Here is a 15,509-nt window from a genome sequence, read left to right as displayed (position 1 = left end):
CGCCCACTCGGGCACCCCGCTTCGCGCCGGTTTCTCGGCACGTTGCCCAGCTGAGCGCATCGATCTCACACGGTGGCCGCGCGCCCCAGAGGAGGTATGCGCAGGTGGCCGGCGCGACCGGCGTAGCGGAACACCTGGCTCAGGTAGTCGAGCGTCTCGCTGAAGTGGGCCCAGCCTTCGCCGTGCACCGCCACGATCAGCGCGTCACCGAGCACTTCGGCGGCCTGCAGGGCGGTGCGCGCGTTCAACGTGACGTCGGCTTCGATGAAGCGGCCGACGTTCGCCGCGCCCACGTTGAGCACGGCGATGTCGATCCGGCCGATCCGCTCGACGATGCGCCGCACCACGTCGACGGAGGCGTTGTCACCCGAGACGTACACCGTCGGCTCCCCCTCGGCGCGCAACACGAACCCGGTGACGACCCCGGTGATCGGTTCGCAGCCCTCGGGACCGTGCAGGGCGGGCACGCCGGTCACCCGCACCCCGTGCACCGTCACGGTCTCCCAGTTCTCCAGGCCGCGCACCCCCTCGATCCGGGTCGCCGCACCGGGAGTGGACAGCACGGTCGGCACGGTGCCCAGGAATTCCCGGCCGGAGTTGTCCAGGTTGTCGGCGTGCTCGTCGTGCGAGAGCAGCACGACGTCCACCGGGCCGACCTCTCGCGGCGACACCGCGGGTCCGATGAGTTTGTGCAGTGTGACGGGCCCCGGGTAGTCGCCGGGCTCGTCGAAGGTGGGATCGGTCAGCCACGTGCGGCCTGCGTAGCGGAACCGCAGCGTCGGGCCGCCGACATGCAGGACTTCCAGGGCGGTGCGTTCGATCGTGTCGCTCATGCCGTCGATCTTGTCCGGCTCGTCCAACCGCCGACAGTGGCCCGTGAGCCGCCTAACGTTAAGATCGGGCCATGCACACCGTGGCCGTCTTCGCGTACGACGGGATCAGTCCGTTCCATCTGTCGGTACCCAGCCTCGTCTTCGGGCGGATAGGGGTGGGCGGGGCCGCCCCGTATCGAGTCGACGTGTGCGCCGAGCAAGCCGGAAGCCTGGCAACGCCCGCCGGATTCGACATCCACGTCCGGCACGACCTGGATACGCTGACCCGCGCCGACACGGTCGTGCTCCCGAGCTGGCGAGCGGGCATGGCGCTGTCGGCCGACCTGCGCGCCGCGCTGCACGCCGCCCACGCGGGCGGCGCGCGGATCGTCGGGCTGTGCCTCGGCTCCTGGGCGGTGGCCGCCAGCGGGCTGGCCGACGGACGCGAGGTCACCACGCACTGGGCCGCCGCCGCCGAACTGGCCCGCGCGTTTCCCGCCGTCCGCGTCCGCGCCGACACCCTGTGGTCGGACCTGGGCGACGTGGTGACCTCGGCAGGCGTGGCCGCGGCCCTGGACTGCTGCCTGCACCTGGTACGCGGCGATCTGGGCAGCAAAGCGGCCACCGAACTGGCCAGGGCGCTGGTCACCGCGCCGCACCGCAGCGGCTCACAGGCGCAGTACATCCCGGTCGCCGTCCCCGACGCCGCCGAGGACGATCCGATCGAGCGGGCCATGGTCTGGGCGCGGGCCCATCTCGGTGACCCGATCGACCTGGACGGCTGGGCCCGGGTCGCGCTCATGTCGCGGCGCACCTTCACCCGTCGCTTCCGCGACCGCACCGGCAGCAGTCCGCAGCAGTGGTTGCTGGTGCAGCGCACCGACCGGGCGCGACTGCTGCTGGAATCCACCGCCGACAGCGTGGAACGCATCGCCGCCGACACCGGCTTCGGCACGGCGGCGAGCCTGCGCCACCACTTCCACCGCATCCTCGGCACCACCCCCGCCGCCCATCGCACCAGCTTCCAGGGGCGCGGCTGAGCGTCCTCCTCGGGTGCTCATTCGCGCCGCTACCCGGGTCGCGGCTCGGCATGTCCTCCGCCCCGGCCGGGCTCCGGTCACCCACCCGGCCGCGCCCGTTATGTTCATGAGCATGCGGATTCAGCTGGGCGAACATGCGCCGGAGATCGATGAGAGCGCGTGGATCGCGCCGAATGCCACCGTGATCGGCCGGGTGCGGCTCGGCGCGGAGGTCAGCGTCTGGTACAGCGCGGTCCTGCGCGGCGACCTGGAGACGATCGAGGTCGGCGCGCGCAGCAATATCCAGGACGGCTGCGTGCTGCACGCCGATCCGGGCTTCCCGCTCACCGTCGGCGCCGGGGTCTCGGTGGGCCACAACGCGATCCTGCACGGGTGCACGATCGGCGACGACGTGCTGGTCGGCATGGGCGCCACCATCCTCAACGGGGCGGTCGTCGGATCGGGCAGCTTGATCGCGGCCAACGCGCTGATCCCCGAAGGCGCGCAGATCCCGCCCGGTTCGCTCGTGGCCGGCGTGCCCGGCAAGGTGCGCCGCGAGCTCCGCGCCGAGGAACAAGATCGCATTCGCCTGAATGCGACTGTCTATCTAGCAAATACAGCTCAACATCGCACGGGAAATGCGGTGTGAGACAGGACACATTGATCAAGTGTCCAGCAGAAATCGCTGATAGCATTCAGCCAGCGTGCCCGGCGACCCGGGCTCTCCTGTCGACACGGTCGTCGTGCGACTTGTAGCGCAGTGGGGAACCCACCCGGGTCGGTGGGTGGGTGAGCGTGCAGGCAGGAGGTATCACGGTGTCGTACGTGCAGTCGGGCGTGCATCGGCCAATGGGCCGGATCAGCGTCGCCGACATCGCGGCCCAACCCGGCGGAGTCGAGGCACTCCAGCGTCGGGTTCATGAATTACGTTCTCGCGGTGTGGATTTCGCCGCGAACGCGATCGAGAAGGAAATGGCCGAGCTGGATCTGCCGCGCCAATGACTTCGACGCCACGGTCACCGCGGTTCACGATGCCGCGGTGACCGTGGCGAGTCCGGCCGTGGTGTGCTGATCCAGCGCCATCAACGCGGCCCGCACCCGTACCCGTTGCCAACCACCGTCGAGGCGGCGCAGCCGCAGCGTGCCCTCGGTGCGATGCCGCGCCAGGTCGCGCGACATGGTCCGCGCGGTGCCCAGATCGTCCGGATGGATCTGCGGTCCGGGCTGCCCGGGGAGATCCTCCCAGGCGATGTCCGGCATGGGCGCGCCGATCCACCGGATCAGCCGCAGCGACCGCAGATTGACGATCGCGCGGTATTCGCCCGGCTCGGTGGCGGCTTCCAGAACGGCGTACTCCAGGATCGTCGGCGGCGGGGCGGCGGAGACCGCGGTGGCCGCGCCGATGTCCTGGGTCACGCCGCGCAGCAGCACGTGCCGCACGCCCGAGTCGTCCGGCTCGGCGATGATCCGGCAAGCGAAATGGCCGGCCCGCAGGGCGTCGTCGTCGCGCCGGATGGTCCAGACCGCCTGGTGTTCGGTGCCCGGCGCCGAGTTGACGATCTTGGCCAGTGCCTCGCTCTCGTCCCGGTTGGTGACCAGCCGGGTGAACGCGCCTGCGATGGCCAGCTCGGCAGCACGGTCCCGCGGTGCGACGCCGTACAGGTCCAGCAGGTCGTCACTGCGCACCGAGCGGTTGGTCGTGAGATCGAAATACCACGCGCCCATCGGGTCCGCGGCGGCCACCGGTTCCCGCACCGGGCCGACCCACAGCCGGACGGCATGCGCCCGCCGCGGCGCGATGAGCAGCGGCTCGGCCCGCACCGTGCGCCGCCCGTCGCCGGAGACCCGCGTGACCGGCGCACCGGTGGCGCAGGTCTGCCGCAGCGCCGCCTGCGCGTCGTCCAGCGACAGCGGATTGCGCACGATGTTGGTCAGCGGCACGAAAGACTTCGGCGTGGACCCGACCGCGATCACGCGCCCCGGTGGACCCGAGAAACACTCGACGAGAATCCATTTCGTCACCGCTCGTGCCCCGACGCGCCGCCGCGACGCGGCCCGGCGACGCTCCACCATAACGTGAAATACGTTCTGTCCGTTCTCATTACGCCATCCCATCCCGGACCGCGTACCCTGCGCGCGGTCAGGAACGGAATACCATGTCCAGCACCTTCTCGTGGTACGACCCGGCGATTCTTGTGACCAGGTCCACAACGACCGCGTCCAGTCCGACCAGAACCTTCGCCTCGCCGCGCGCCGCACCGCGCAGAATGGTCCTGGCCGCCGCGGCCGGGCTGGTCCGCGCCACGTGCCCTTCGAATCGGCGCACCACCCGCGCCGCGTCCACACCCGGCGCGACGCTCGCCGAGCGGGCGATCCCGGTGAGCACGCCGCCGGGATACACCCCGGTGACCCGCACGCTGCCGCCCGCCGCGCGCATGTCCTGACGCAGCGAGTCGGTGAAGCCGCGCACGGCGAACTTCGCCGCGTTGTACGGCGCGTGCCGCGCCACCGCCACCAGGCCGAAGGCCGAGGACATGTTGACGACGTGCGCGCGCTCGGCGGCCAGCAGATGCGGCAGGAACGCCTTGGTCCCGTTGACCACACCCCAGAAATCGACGGCCATCACCTGCTCGAAGTCGCTGAACGGCGACTCCAGCACGCTGCCGACATGCAGGATGCCCGCGTTGTTGAACAGCGCCTCGACGCGCCCGAACCGCGCGAGGGTGCGCTCCGCGAACTCGAACACGGCCGCGCGGTCGGTGACGTCCACGGTGCACACCAAAGGCGCGCGGCCCGCGGCGGCGCACAACGCGCCCGTCTCGGCGACGGCTTCCGCCGACTTGTCCGACAGCGCCTGCCATGCCCCCGCACCGGCCAATGCCACGGCCAATTCCCGGCCGATACCCGAGCCCGCTCCGGTGACCGCCACCACGCGATCCGCGAAATACCCCACGGCCCAACCCCTTTCCGTCCCGGCCGAGAGTGCGGCCGGACGCCATCCACAGGCTAGCCAGTCGAATCTGGACGCGCGACCTATTGTCGGAGGACGGCATGGTTGGGCGCTGCCCGATCACGCTGCGCCGATCCAATGAAATAATGGACGTCCCGTCCACACCCGTCGCGATGCCGCGCCTACCGGCCACGGCCCGGCCACCGCGCCGACACCACTGGAGATCCGATGCCTACCGTCTCGCCCATACTGCAGCGCATTCTGGAGAAGCCGGTCGCCGACGGGGAAAAGCTGCTGGAAAGCGCGCTCTCGGCATTCCTCGACTTCGGCATCAAGCGAACCAGCATGGGCGAGATCGCCCGTCGCGCGGGAATCAGCCCGGCCACGCTGTACCGGCGCTACGAATCGAAGAACGACCTCGTCGAGGCGGTCAGCGTGCGGGAGGCGCAGCGCTTCGTCTCCGCCATCGACAAGCAGGTGCACGCCGTCTCCGGCACCGACGACCAACTGGTCGAGATCTTCGTCGCGTTCATCAGCGCGATCGCGGGCAACGAATTGCTGCGCAGGCTGCTGCGGACCGAGCCCGACCTGATCCTGCCCCGCCTCACCACCGAAGCCGGCCCGATACTCGCCGTCGGCCGCGACTATCTGGCCGAGAAACTGCGCGGTTTACGGGATGCCGGTGGCACGCACGACTTCGACGCCGATCTGGTCGCCGAGATCATGGCCCGCCTCGCGCTCTCGCTGGCCCTCACCCCCGACGGCCTGATCCCGGTCAGCGACCAAGGAGCCGCGCGCGAGTTCGCCCGCCGCACCCTGCTGCCGATGGTCGGGGTCCAGTTCAGCGCGTAACCGGACGCCGAACGCGGCGGCCACCCGCTCGTCCAGTTCGGCCCGCGCCGCCGGGTCCGGCGCTCGCCCCTGCGCGAACTCGCGCACCAGGTCGATCACCTCCGCAGACCGGGCGGTCGCCGGATCGGGCACCGGCAGTCGCGACACGTACTGGGTGATCCAGCGCCGCCTGCCCGAGTACAACCGGTTACCGCACACCGCGTCGTAGAACCGCAGCCCCAGCGCGGAATTGGCCACGCCCATCAGCAGATACGCCAAGCGCGTCGCCTCGGCGGGCACCCCGGCCAGATCGGGCAGCGAGATCCAGTAGCAGTCGCCGTTGACCACCGCGCCCGAACTGTCCAGCGCGAAACGCGGACGATCGCTGATGTCCGGGAAGACCAGTTTCGGCTCGCGCCACAGGTGCGGGCGCTGCGGAACCCAGATCTCGTACCAGGGGCGTCCGCTCGCGACGACGTAGCGGCGCCCGGCCAGTGTCTCCCGATGCGACAGCAGATACGCGGCGGCCCGGGGGAACTCGGCCAGATCTATCGGCGTCCGGCGCGAACGGCCCAGGTCGTAGGGATACAGCACACGCACGTCGCGGGCGCGGGCAGTCCGCCACGGCGCGAGGTCGTGGTGGGTGATCAAGTCGAGCAGCAATTCCGGTTCGGGGCACGGGTCGGCCTCGGCCCAGCGGTCGGAGATGAACACGTGGTCGGCGGTGGTCTTGATGCCGACCCGGATGCGGGCCAGCTCACCGAAACTGCGCCAGGTCGCCGCCGCTACCTGGGTCAACCAGGCATCGACCGAGTCGTGCGACATCCGCCACGCGACCTCCGGTTCGTCGCTCGCGTGGCGGCGATCGCTTCCCTCCGCCTGCCCCTCGCGGGTCGTCGCGCGGCCGGTCGAGTTCGCGCCGCCGTGCCCCACTCCGGAATCGTCACGCGCCGTCACCAACTCGCCGACCTCGACCGCGAAGGTCCGGCCGTTGAACTCGACGATCGAGCCGTTCGGAGCGGCAAGCGCTTCGAAAAGGGTTTTCCCACCCGCCGTTTCATCGCTGACCTGGTAGGCGGAGACGTACCGGCAGCCGTCGCGGTGGCCCGCGCGCCGGGCGATGGTGATCGCGGGCAGGACCGCGGCGGTGAAGAGTTTGGTGTCCCCCAGGTCGTACAGCTCCACCGGCGACAGGTCGGTCAGCAGCAGCCGCCGGACGTTCGCGCCCGCCTTGGTGGTCAGGAATCGGTTGGCGCACAACAACCCGAGTACGCCCCCGTCGGCCAGCAGTCGAGGCAGCGTCGCGACGAACGGATGGGTCAGGTCGATCCGCCCGCGCAGGCCGAAGCGCTTGCTCAGCAGCTGCGCGGTCGATCCGCCCAACTGCTGGGTGCGCACATACGGCGGGTTCGTGATCACGGCGTCGAAGGAACCGTCCGCCAGCCGGGACGCGACGGCGAGGAAGTCGGCCTTGTGCCAGCGCGCGGCGACCCCGTGCGCACCGGCGCGTTCGCGGGCGACCGCGAGCGCTGCGGCGTCCAGGTCGTAGCCGGTCAGCATCAGCCGGATACCCGGGAACCGGGCCGCGACCTCGTGATGCACCGCGAGCAGCAACTCGCCGTCCCCACAGGCCGGATCGAGCACGCGCAGGACCCCGGCGTCCGAGGGCTCGACATGGCGTAGCAGCCGCTGGGCGAGGAACCGGGCCAGCGCCGGGGGCGTGTAATGCCTGCCGTGCCGTTTGCGGTCCCCGGCGGGGACTTCGGACGCCATAACGGGATTCTGCCTCGTCCCGCCGCGCCGATTGCCGCAACGCGGACAACCGGATCGCCGACTGCGCGCGTCGCGCCCGACGCGCCCGTCCTCGGCGCGCGTAGGACCGCTCGGCTTTCGCGCCGGGGGGTTCGATGCTAGCGTTCAGTCTCGAAATAAGACTGCCAAAGGAGGCGGGGGAATGACAGTGACGACAGAGGACTTCACGGCGCTGACTCGAGTGCTCGACCAGCGATGGACCTGCAGGCAGTTTCACTCGCAGCCCGTGCAGCGCGACACCATCCATGCCCTGTTGCGGCTGGCCCAGCGCACGCCGTCGTGGTGCAACACCCAGCCGTGGCAGGTCGTGGTGACGGAGGGTGCGGGCACCGATCGCTTCCGGAAGGAACTGCTCGAACACATCGCGACCGCCACACCCGCACCCGATTTCGAGTTCCCCGCGCACTACGCCGGGGTGTACCGGGACCGCAGGCGCGAATGCGGGAAGCAGCTGTACGAAAGCGTCGGCATCGCCAAAGGCGACCACGAGAAGACCATGCGGCAGGCCGTACGGAACTTCGAGTTCTTCGACGCGCCGCATGTGGCGATCGTGACCAGCGAAGCGGATCTGGGCGTCTACGGGGCGGTCGACTGCGGCCTGTACATCGGCAGTTTCCTCTTGGGCGCGCAGAGCCTCGGCCTCGGCGCGGCGCCGCAGGCCGCGCTGGCGTCCTACTCCCCGTTCATCCGGGACTACTTCGGCATTCCGGAGCACCGCAAGGTGGTCTGCGGCGTCTCCTTCGGCTATCCGGACACCGACCACCCAGTCAACGGTTTCCGCACCGCTCGCGCCGAGCCGGACGAGGTCGCCACCTGGTTCACCGAGTGACGTCCGAACCCGCCGTCTCCACCGCAGGGCAACCCACGACGCAGCACCCGAACCGGATCGGCGGCCTGGCACGCCTACCTCGGCGTTCGCGTCACCAGGGCAGCACGCCGTATGCGTCGTCCGCGGGCGCACCCCAGCGGTATCCCCACAGCTGTCCGCTGGGCCCGCCCTCGGGCAGGGTCGCGAGGTGTACGGCCACCTCCGCGCCCTGCGCCGCCGTGCGAAAACCGGTGTTGCCGTTGAGATCGGTCGCGCAGTAACCGGGGTTCGCGGCATTCACCTTGATCGGCGTGTCCCACAATTCCTTGGCATACATCGCGGTCACCATGGTGAGGGCGGTCTTCGAGGACGGGTACGCGATCGAAGCCATCGGCCACATGGGCCCGTCGGGATCCATCATCAAGGACAGTGAGCCGACCTCGCTCGACACGTTGACGATTCGACCGGCCTCGGCGCGGCGCAGCAACGGCAGCATCGCATTCGTCACGGCGACGACGCCGAATACGTTGGTTTCGTAGACCTCTCGCAAGGTGGACAGTGCGGTGGACGAGGGCTTTCCGTCCCCGTCGAGCCGCCCCGCGATGCCCGCGTTGTTCACCAGGACGTCGAGCTCGCCGAACTCCTCCTCGATCCACGCCGCCGCGCGCGCGATCGAATCAGCGTCGGTGACGTCGAGTTGCACGAAGCGTGCGTCTGCCCCTTCGGCGTTCAGCTTGTCCGCGGCCGCGGCGCCGAGGGTGGTGTCCCTCGCCCCGACCAGCACGGTGGCGCCCCGGGCGGCGAGTTGTCGAGCGGTTTCGAATCCGATGCCCTTGTTGGCACCGGTGATCAGTGCTGTTGTCGTCACACCACGAGGCTGTCATCCGCCGATCCGGCCGGGGAGGACCAATCTGTACCACCCACCGGCGGTCGCTGTGCGACAAGCGGATCGCCACAACCGGCGCCGAGAACATCGCTCAGCGCGTGCTGCCCGCGGGCTTCGCAGCGGTGGCGTCGAACAGACCCGGACCCGGTTCGGGGGTGACGTCGCGAGCGGTCAGTTCCGCTCCGCACAGGTCGCATTCGAGACGTACGTGCGCCTCGCCCGCGCAATCGCGGTGACCGTAGCGCACCGGCGGTCCATCGGGTGCCATATGAGCATCGCCCCAATCCCGGATGGCCAGCAAGATCGGGTAGATGTCGTGGCCCTTGGGGGTGAGACGGTATTCCTCGTGCGCACCCACGGCGGCCTTCTGTTTGACGAGGATGCCGTTGTCGATCAGCCGGTCCAGGCGATCCTGCAATCTGCTGCGGGAGATGCCCAATGTGCTCTGGAAAGCGTTGAACCGCCGGATGCCGGAGAAGCAAGACTTCAGGATCAGCAAAGTCCAGCGATCACCGAAGATCACGAGGGGGCGCGTGATCGAGCACGGCACGTCGGCCAGTTCTTCGTAGCGCACCTCCCGATGCTACCGACCACTCCCCCGCTCCCGCCCCGTGAAACCTCACGATCCCGGGCCACCCGAACGAGGACACCCCACCGCACCGACGCCGCACACCGCGATCACGATCGGCGGAAGGCGACGCTGTCCGGCAGATCCCGGAAACGCCGAAGCGGGCTCCGGGAGTGCCGGAGCCCGCTTCGGTGGTGAGTCAGAGCGGGATGTTCTTGTGGTGGCTGGCGCGGGCCGGGGCCGCGGCGAGCGCCGCGGCGATGGTGCTGCGGGTCTTCGCCGGGTCGATGACCTGGTCGACGACGCCGATCGCGATGGCGCGCTCCACGCCGCCCGCGATGCGCTCGTGTTCGGCGGTGAGCCGCTCGTGCAGCGCCTCGCGCTCCTCCTCCGGCGCGGCCGCGAGGGCCTTCTTGTGCAGGATGCCGACCGCGGCCTTGGCGCCCATCACGGCCACCTCGGAACCGGGCCACGCGTAGACCGCCGTCGCACCGAGCGAGCGGGCGTTCATCGCGATGTAGGCGCCACCGTAGATCTTGCGGGTGACCAGCGTGACCCGCGGAACGCGCGCCTCGGCGAACGCGTGCAGCAGCTTCGCGCCACGCCGCACGACGCCTTCCCACTCCTGGCCGACGCCGGGCAGGTAGCCGGGCACGTCGGTGACCACGATCAGCGGAATGCCGAACGCGTCGCACAGCCGCACGAAACGCGCCGCCTTCTCCGCGCTCTCGGAGTTCAGGCAGCCACCGAGCCGGATCGGGTTGTTCGCCAGCACGCCGACAGTGCGGCCGCCGAGACGACCCAGACCGGTGACGATGCTGCGGGCGTACAGGCCCTGCAACTCCTCGAACGACGACTCGCCGTCCACGTTGTCGAGCAGTTCGTGGATGATCGGCTTGACGTCGTAGGCGCGCTTGGCCGATTCCGGCAGCATGGCCTTCAGGTCCACGTCGCCGTGCTCGGCCGCGACCAGGTCGAATTCGCCCTGTTCGGCGAACATCGACACCAGCCGGCGCGCGCGGTGCAGCGCGTCGGCCTCGTCGTTGGCGACGATGTGGGTGACGCCGGACTTCTTGCCGTGCGTCTCCGGCCCGCCGAGGGTGGCCATGTCCACCTGCTCGCCGGTCACGCTGCGCACCACGTCCGGACCGGTCACGAAGACGCGGCCTTCCGGAGCCATGATCACGATGTCGGTCAGCGCCGGGCCGTAGGCGGCGCCACCGGCGGCGAAGCCGAGCACCACGGAGATCTGCGGCACCAGGCCGGACGCGCGGACCATGGCCTCGAAGACCTGGCCGACCGCGTGCAGCGCCTCGACGCCCTCGGCCAGCCGAGCGCCGCCGGAGTGCCACAGGCCGACCACGGGAACGCCGGAGTCGATAGCGGTGTCGATGGCGTCGACGATGTGCTTGCAGCCCTCCACGCCCATCGCGCCGCCCATGACGGTGGCGTCGGAGCAGTAGGCCACGGTACGGACGCCGTCCACCTCGCCGATGGCGGCGAGCACGCCGGACTTGTCACGCGGATGTAGCGGAAGAATCGTGCCGGGATCGAAGAAGCGCTGGAGTCGACCGAGCGGATCGCGCGGGTCGGTCGATGTCTCTTGATGCAACGCGGGAGCGATGATCGTCATCGCGTGGTCTCCTCACTCACTGAGTGTGTGCCGCTGCTGCGGCTGCGTATGTCGAACCACGGCGGGGTCGAGCCAGTTCAGTGGCCGACCCCGCCGGGACCGTTGTGCAGTCGATCGCGCGGCTATGCCCGACCGAAGGCGAGCGCCACATTGTGCCCACCGAATCCGAAGGAGTTGTTGATCGCGTATTCGATCTCCTGGCGGCGGGCTTCGCCCTTCACCACATCGAGGTCGATCTGCGGGTCCTGGTTCTCCAGGTTCAGCGTCGGCGGCACGATGCCGTCGCGGATGCTCATCACGGTCAGCACGGACTCCAGCGCGCCGACGGCGCCGATCGAGTGACCGAGGGCCGACTTGGGCGCGTACACCGAGGCATGGCTGCCCACGGCCTTGTTGATCGCGTTCGCCTCGGCGGTGTCGCCGATCGGCGTCGCGGTCGCGTGCGCGTTGATGTGCGTGATGTCCTTCTTGGTCAGACCCGCGGACTGCATCGCCCTGGTCATCGCCCGCGCGGCGCCGTCACCCGTGGGATCGGGGGCGACGAGGTGGAAGCCGTCGGAGGTGATGCCTGCGCCGAGCAGTCGCGCGTGGATGGTCGCGCCACGGGCCTTCGCGTGCTCTTCGGTCTCGATGACCATCAGCGCGCCCGCCTCGCCGAAGACGAAGCCGTCGCGATCCTTGTCGAAGGGACGCGAGGCGCCCTTCGGGTCCTCGTTGCGTGTGCTCATGGCGCGCATCATGGTGAACGCCGCGATCGGCACCGCGTCGATGAAGCCTTCGACGCCACCGGTGACGACGATGTCGGCGTCACCCATGACGATCATGCGCCAGGCATTGGCGATGGCCTCGGAGCCGGACGAGCATGCCGAGACCGGAGTGACCACTCCTGCCCTGGCCTTCAATTCGAGACCGACAACGGCCGAAGGGCCGTTCGGCATGACCATCTGCACAGCCAACGGCGAGATCTTGCGATATCCGCCGTTCTTCAGCTTGTCCACGGAATCGATGAGGGCGTCGCCGCCTCCCAATCCGGTGCCGATGGCCACACCGAGCCGTTCCGGGTCGACTTCCGGGCTGCCCGCGTTCCGCCACACTTCGCGACCGAGCACGGTCGCGAGCTGCTCGACGTAGGCCATGCGCCGGCATTCGACACGGGACAGCAGGGTGTCGGGCCGGACCTTCAGGTGACCGCCGATGCGGACCGGAAGGTCGTATTCCTCGACGAAGGAATCCTCGAGAACGTCGATGCCGCTCTCGCCGTTGAGGAGTCCCTTCCACGTCGCATCGACGTCACCCGCGATCGACGTGGTCGCCGCAAGGCTGGTTACGACGACGTTGGGGAAATTCCCGTTCAAGGTGGAAGGAGTGGTCACTGTTTCGGCCCTACTCGGCGTCGAACTTGGCCTTGAGCTCGGCCGCCGCGTCCGCGTTCTCGGCCTCGAGCTTCTGGATGTACGCGACGGCGTCGCCGACCGTCTTCAGGCTGGCCAGATCCTCGTCGGGGATCTTGACGCCGTACTTGTCCTCGGTCTGAACCGCGATCTCGACCATGGACAGCGAGTCGATGTCCAGGTCATCGACGAAGGACTTCTCGATCGTCACCTCGGAGGGCTCGATGCCGGTCACCTCTTCGATGATCTTGCCGAGTTCCTCGACGATTTGTTCCTGGGTCAGAGCGGCCACTTCGTGGCTCCCTTCTTGATACTTTGTAGGGCTCTACTGGTTTTTTTCGGATCGAGCGCGGAAATGGTTACCGCTTCTCGGTCACGACCTCGCATCTGGATGCACGGTCGCGGAGGAAAGCTAGCCGGAGACGGTCAGCTCAGCCAACGCGGGGAGGTCTTGCGGGGTCTTCAGGGCCAGCGTTGGCGTACCCTTCAGCTCCCGCTTCGCGATACCGACGAGGGTGCCCGCCGGCGGCAGTTCCGCCACTGCCGAAACGCCGGCTCGCCGGACGGTTTCGGTGCACAGATCCCAGCGAACGGGCCGGGTGACCTGCGCGGCGAGCTTGTCGATCGCGTCCTGTCCTGACGTGACCGGCTTGCCGTCGAAGTTCGACAGCAGGGTCCTGGTCGGCTCGTTCGGCGTGATCTTCGTTATGGCATCGGTCACAGCTTCCTGCGCCGGGGCCATGAACGCCGTATGGAAGGCGCCCGCGACGGGCAGCGCGCGAACCCGGGCCTTCTCCGGAGGATTCGCGGCGAGCTCGGCGAGAGCGTCCAACCGACCCGCGGCCACGATCTGGCCCACCGCGTTGCGGTTGGCAGGCACGAGGTCGAGTTCGGTGAGCCGTTCCAGCACGGCGGCCTCATCGCCACCGAGCACCGCGGACATACCGGTCGGCTCCAGTGCGCACGCCTTGGCCATCTCCGCTCCGCGGATGGCGGCCAGCCGGACCGCGTCGTCGGCGGAGATCACTCCGGCGACCGCGGCGGCGGCGAGTTCACCGACCGAGTGCCCGGCGACGATGGTAGCGGCCGGAAGCGCTTCCTGCGAGACCTCCGCGAAGGCGAGCAGCGCGGCGGCGACCACCAGCGGCTGTGTGACAGCGGTGTCGGTGATCTCTTCGGCCGTCGCGGTGGTACCGAGACGGACCAGGTCGAGGCCGGAAGCCTTCGACCAGAGCGTGAGACGCTCAGCCGCGCCGGGAAGGTCGAGCCAGGGCGCGAGCATGCCGGGTGTCTGGGACCCCTGTCCAGGGGCGAACAACGCGATCACGCCTCTAAGAAAACACTGTGAGGCGGGCCGTCCGAGATGTCGACGCGGATGAAGGTTCGGAAGCGCTTTTGTGGGGGTCCCACAAAAGTCCACGTGGGCTGTCCGAATCGACCGATTCGACCGATGCGTTACAGCCCCTCGTGACCGAGCGCGACCCGAGCGTCCTCTGGGGCTGGAGTTGACGATTCGTTACGGGTTCGTGTCAAACGACCTACTGTGGCGGCAATCCGGAGCACATACGCATCCCGGGGATTCATCGGATCACGGCCCGTGATCTCGGCGATGCGCTTGAGCCGATACCGAACCGTATTTGGATGGACGTACAGCTGACGCGCACACGTCTCGACAGCTCCACCGCAATCCAGGTATGCGTCGAGAGTGTCCGCCAGCGACGACCCCGCCGCGGCCAACGGTAGGACAAGGTACTCGTTCAACGCGTCGATCGCAGCTCGATCACCCAACAAAGCGCGTTCCGGCAGCAATTCCGCCGCGTGCACCGGCCGCGGCGCCCCGCGCCAGCCCACCACGGCCTCCATTCCGGCCAGCGCTTCCACCGCGCTGGCGTGGGCCGCGCCCAAGGTGCGGGTGGTCGGGCCGATCACCACCGGACCGTCCGAGAACACTTCGCCGAGCAGGTCGGCCAGGAACGGGGACACATGCGAGGCTTCGCCCAGATGTCCGGAGACGACCATCACCAGCCTGGTCCCCTGCACCACCGCCAGGGCGGCGCGACCGTGCCGCGCGGCGATGGAATGCACCGCCCCCACCGACGAGACGCCCTGCTCGCCGGGCGGGGTGCCCACCAGCACCGTGGCCGGGGCGGTGGCATCCCAGTTCAGCGTCGCCGCCCGCGACAACATGTCCGGGCCGGTGTCGCCGCGCACCACGGCGTCGACGACGAGCGCCTCCAGCCGGGTGTCCCACGCGCCGCGCGACTCCGCGGCGCTGGCGTACACCGAGGCGGCGGCGAACCCGAGCTCACGCCCGTAACGCAGCACCGCCTCGGTGAGGGCGACCAGCTGCCGGTCGTTGCGCGCGAGCGCGGGCAGCCACTGCTCGAAGAACTCCATGGCCACGCGGACCATGTCGACGGTCTGGCGCAGGGTCAGCCGCCGCGCCAGGTCCTGCGGGATCACCTGGAAGGCGTCCAGGCTGAACCGGATGTCGCTGTCGGGGTCCTGCAGCCATTCCAGGAAGTTCACCACCGCGGTCTGCACCAGCATCTGCACGCCCGCCCGCTGCGCGGCGTCCAGATCGGCGAAGAACGGCAACCGATCCTGCATCGACCCCACCGCCTCGGTGGAGAGGCGGCCGGAGAACTGCTTCACCCGTTTGAGCAGTGTGTCCGGAAGGGGGTCGCGAGTTTGCCGGTTCGGGGAGAGCGCGCCCGTCGGCAGATACACCTCGTGCTCGGAAGAGCCCTCGGAGATCCGTCGCGGCCGCGGCGGTTTACGTTCCACCATCCAATATTC

Annotated in this window: 15 protein-coding genes and 1 pseudogene; 5 read left to right on the top strand and 11 right to left on the bottom strand. The window is 69.2% G+C overall.

The features are described from left to right. Positions 1–65 precede the first annotated feature (65 nt). Positions 66–833 carry an MBL fold metallo-hydrolase gene (locus HOV91_RS03915; RefSeq protein WP_174184042.1) on the bottom strand — a complete coding sequence of 256 codons (768 nt, stop codon included), beginning with the start codon at positions 831–833 and terminating at the stop codon, positions 66–68. 71 nt (positions 834–904) lie between these two features. Between HOV91_RS03915 and HOV91_RS03910 the strand changes: the two genes are divergently transcribed. The 3 genes from HOV91_RS03910 to HOV91_RS03900 all read left to right on the top strand — a co-directional run bounded on the left by HOV91_RS03910 (position 905) and on the right by HOV91_RS03900 (position 2,833). Next, positions 905–1,852, top strand: a complete 948-nt coding sequence (locus HOV91_RS03910; RefSeq protein WP_174184041.1) for a GlxA family transcriptional regulator — start codon at positions 905–907, stop codon at positions 1,850–1,852. 112 nt (positions 1,853–1,964) lie between these two features. Beyond that, positions 1,965–2,480, top strand: coding sequence for a gamma carbonic anhydrase family protein (locus tag HOV91_RS03905; protein WP_174184040.1), 516 nt, complete (start codon positions 1,965–1,967; stop codon positions 2,478–2,480). Positions 2,481–2,620: 140 nt separating this feature from the next. Further along, positions 2,621–2,833 carry a hypothetical protein gene (locus tag HOV91_RS03900; protein WP_217439506.1) on the top strand — a complete coding sequence of 71 codons (213 nt, stop codon included), beginning with the start codon at positions 2,621–2,623 and terminating at the stop codon, positions 2,831–2,833. A gap of 24 nt (positions 2,834–2,857) precedes the next feature. Here HOV91_RS03900 and HOV91_RS03895 read toward each other — a convergent pair whose 3' ends face one another. Further along, positions 2,858–3,904 carry a GAF domain-containing protein gene (locus HOV91_RS03895; RefSeq protein WP_174184039.1) on the bottom strand — a complete coding sequence of 349 codons (1,047 nt, stop codon included), beginning with the start codon at positions 3,902–3,904 and terminating at the stop codon, positions 2,858–2,860. Positions 3,905–3,971: 67 nt separating this feature from the next. Continuing rightward, complete coding sequence (locus tag HOV91_RS03890; RefSeq protein ID WP_174184038.1) at positions 3,972–4,784, bottom strand: SDR family NAD(P)-dependent oxidoreductase; 813 nt, start codon at positions 4,782–4,784, stop codon at positions 3,972–3,974. 225 nt (positions 4,785–5,009) lie between these two features. Here HOV91_RS03890 and HOV91_RS03885 point away from each other — a divergent pair. Next, a pseudogene (locus HOV91_RS03885) lies at positions 5,010–5,483 on the top strand (TetR/AcrR family transcriptional regulator); the annotation flags it as partial. On the opposite strand, the gene HOV91_RS41215 reads toward HOV91_RS03885, so the two are convergent. Further along, positions 5,451–7,385 (bottom strand): Eco57I restriction-modification methylase domain-containing protein, encoded by a 1,935-nt coding sequence (locus tag HOV91_RS41215; RefSeq protein WP_438822627.1) that lies wholly within the window; start codon positions 7,383–7,385, stop codon positions 5,451–5,453. The pseudogene HOV91_RS03885 and the gene HOV91_RS41215 sit on opposite strands and share 33 nt — an antisense overlap. A gap of 181 nt (positions 7,386–7,566) precedes the next feature. On the opposite strand from HOV91_RS41215, the gene HOV91_RS03880 reads away from it, so the two are divergent. Next, a complete protein-coding gene (locus HOV91_RS03880; protein ID WP_174184036.1) occupies positions 7,567–8,253 on the top strand; it encodes a nitroreductase in 687 nt (228 codons plus the stop codon). A gap of 91 nt (positions 8,254–8,344) precedes the next feature. Here HOV91_RS03880 and HOV91_RS03875 read toward each other — a convergent pair whose 3' ends face one another. The 7 genes from HOV91_RS03875 to HOV91_RS03845 all read right to left on the bottom strand — a co-directional run bounded on the left by HOV91_RS03875 (position 8,345) and on the right by HOV91_RS03845 (position 15,500). Continuing rightward, on the bottom strand, positions 8,345–9,100 hold the full coding sequence (locus tag HOV91_RS03875; protein ID WP_174184035.1) for an SDR family oxidoreductase: 756 nt from the start codon (positions 9,098–9,100) through the stop codon (positions 8,345–8,347). 109 nt (positions 9,101–9,209) lie between these two features. Further along, complete coding sequence (locus HOV91_RS03870) at positions 9,210–9,692, bottom strand: winged helix-turn-helix transcriptional regulator (RefSeq protein ID WP_174184034.1); 483 nt, start codon at positions 9,690–9,692, stop codon at positions 9,210–9,212. A 193-nt stretch (positions 9,693–9,885) separates the two neighbouring features. Beyond that, positions 9,886–11,319, bottom strand: a complete 1,434-nt coding sequence (locus tag HOV91_RS03865) for an acyl-CoA carboxylase subunit beta (protein ID WP_174184033.1) — start codon at positions 11,317–11,319, stop codon at positions 9,886–9,888. A 122-nt stretch (positions 11,320–11,441) separates the two neighbouring features. Further along, complete coding sequence (locus HOV91_RS03860) at positions 11,442–12,692, bottom strand: KasA/KasB family beta-ketoacyl-ACP synthase (RefSeq protein ID WP_174184032.1); 1,251 nt, start codon at positions 12,690–12,692, stop codon at positions 11,442–11,444. 10 nt (positions 12,693–12,702) lie between these two features. Continuing rightward, positions 12,703–13,002 (bottom strand): meromycolate extension acyl carrier protein AcpM, encoded by a 300-nt coding sequence (gene acpM, locus HOV91_RS03855; protein WP_014982996.1) that lies wholly within the window; start codon positions 13,000–13,002, stop codon positions 12,703–12,705. A gap of 120 nt (positions 13,003–13,122) precedes the next feature. Then, positions 13,123–14,037 (bottom strand): ACP S-malonyltransferase, encoded by a 915-nt coding sequence (locus HOV91_RS03850; protein ID WP_174184031.1) that lies wholly within the window; start codon positions 14,035–14,037, stop codon positions 13,123–13,125. Positions 14,038–14,165: 128 nt separating this feature from the next. After that, positions 14,166–15,500: a PucR family transcriptional regulator gene (locus tag HOV91_RS03845; protein WP_246349800.1), complete on the bottom strand. Its 1,335-nt coding sequence runs from the start codon at positions 15,498–15,500 to the stop codon at positions 14,166–14,168. Positions 15,501–15,509 lie beyond the last annotated feature (9 nt).

This window comes from Nocardia barduliensis, assembly GCF_013315795.1.
GTDB classification, from domain to species: domain Bacteria; phylum Actinomycetota; class Actinomycetes; order Mycobacteriales; family Mycobacteriaceae; genus Nocardia; species Nocardia barduliensis.
This window is presented reverse-complemented; position numbering and strand designations above follow the sequence as displayed.

Excerpts from the sequence above, each read along its gene's own strand:
- HOV91_RS03905 (WP_174184040.1), top strand. The coding sequence starts at position 1,965 with ATGCGGATTCAGCTGGGCGAACATGCGCCGGAGATCGATGAGAGCGCG.
- HOV91_RS03910 (WP_174184041.1), top strand. The coding sequence starts at position 905 with ATGCACACCGTGGCCGTCTTCGCGTACGACGGGATCAGTCCGTTCCAT.
- HOV91_RS41215 (WP_438822627.1), bottom strand. The coding sequence starts at position 7,385 with ATGGCGTCCGAAGTCCCCGCCGGGGACCGCAAACGGCACGGCAGGCAT.
- HOV91_RS03915 (WP_174184042.1), bottom strand. The coding sequence starts at position 833 with ATGAGCGACACGATCGAACGCACCGCCCTGGAAGTCCTGCATGTCGGC.
- HOV91_RS03880 (WP_174184036.1), top strand. The coding sequence starts at position 7,567 with ATGACAGTGACGACAGAGGACTTCACGGCGCTGACTCGAGTGCTCGAC.
- HOV91_RS03845 (WP_246349800.1), bottom strand. The coding sequence starts at position 15,500 with ATGGTGGAACGTAAACCGCCGCGGCCGCGACGGATCTCCGAGGGCTCT.
- HOV91_RS03865 (WP_174184033.1), bottom strand. The coding sequence starts at position 11,319 with ATGACGATCATCGCTCCCGCGTTGCATCAAGAGACATCGACCGACCCG.
- HOV91_RS03895 (WP_174184039.1), bottom strand. The coding sequence starts at position 3,904 with ATGGTGGAGCGTCGCCGGGCCGCGTCGCGGCGGCGCGTCGGGGCACGA.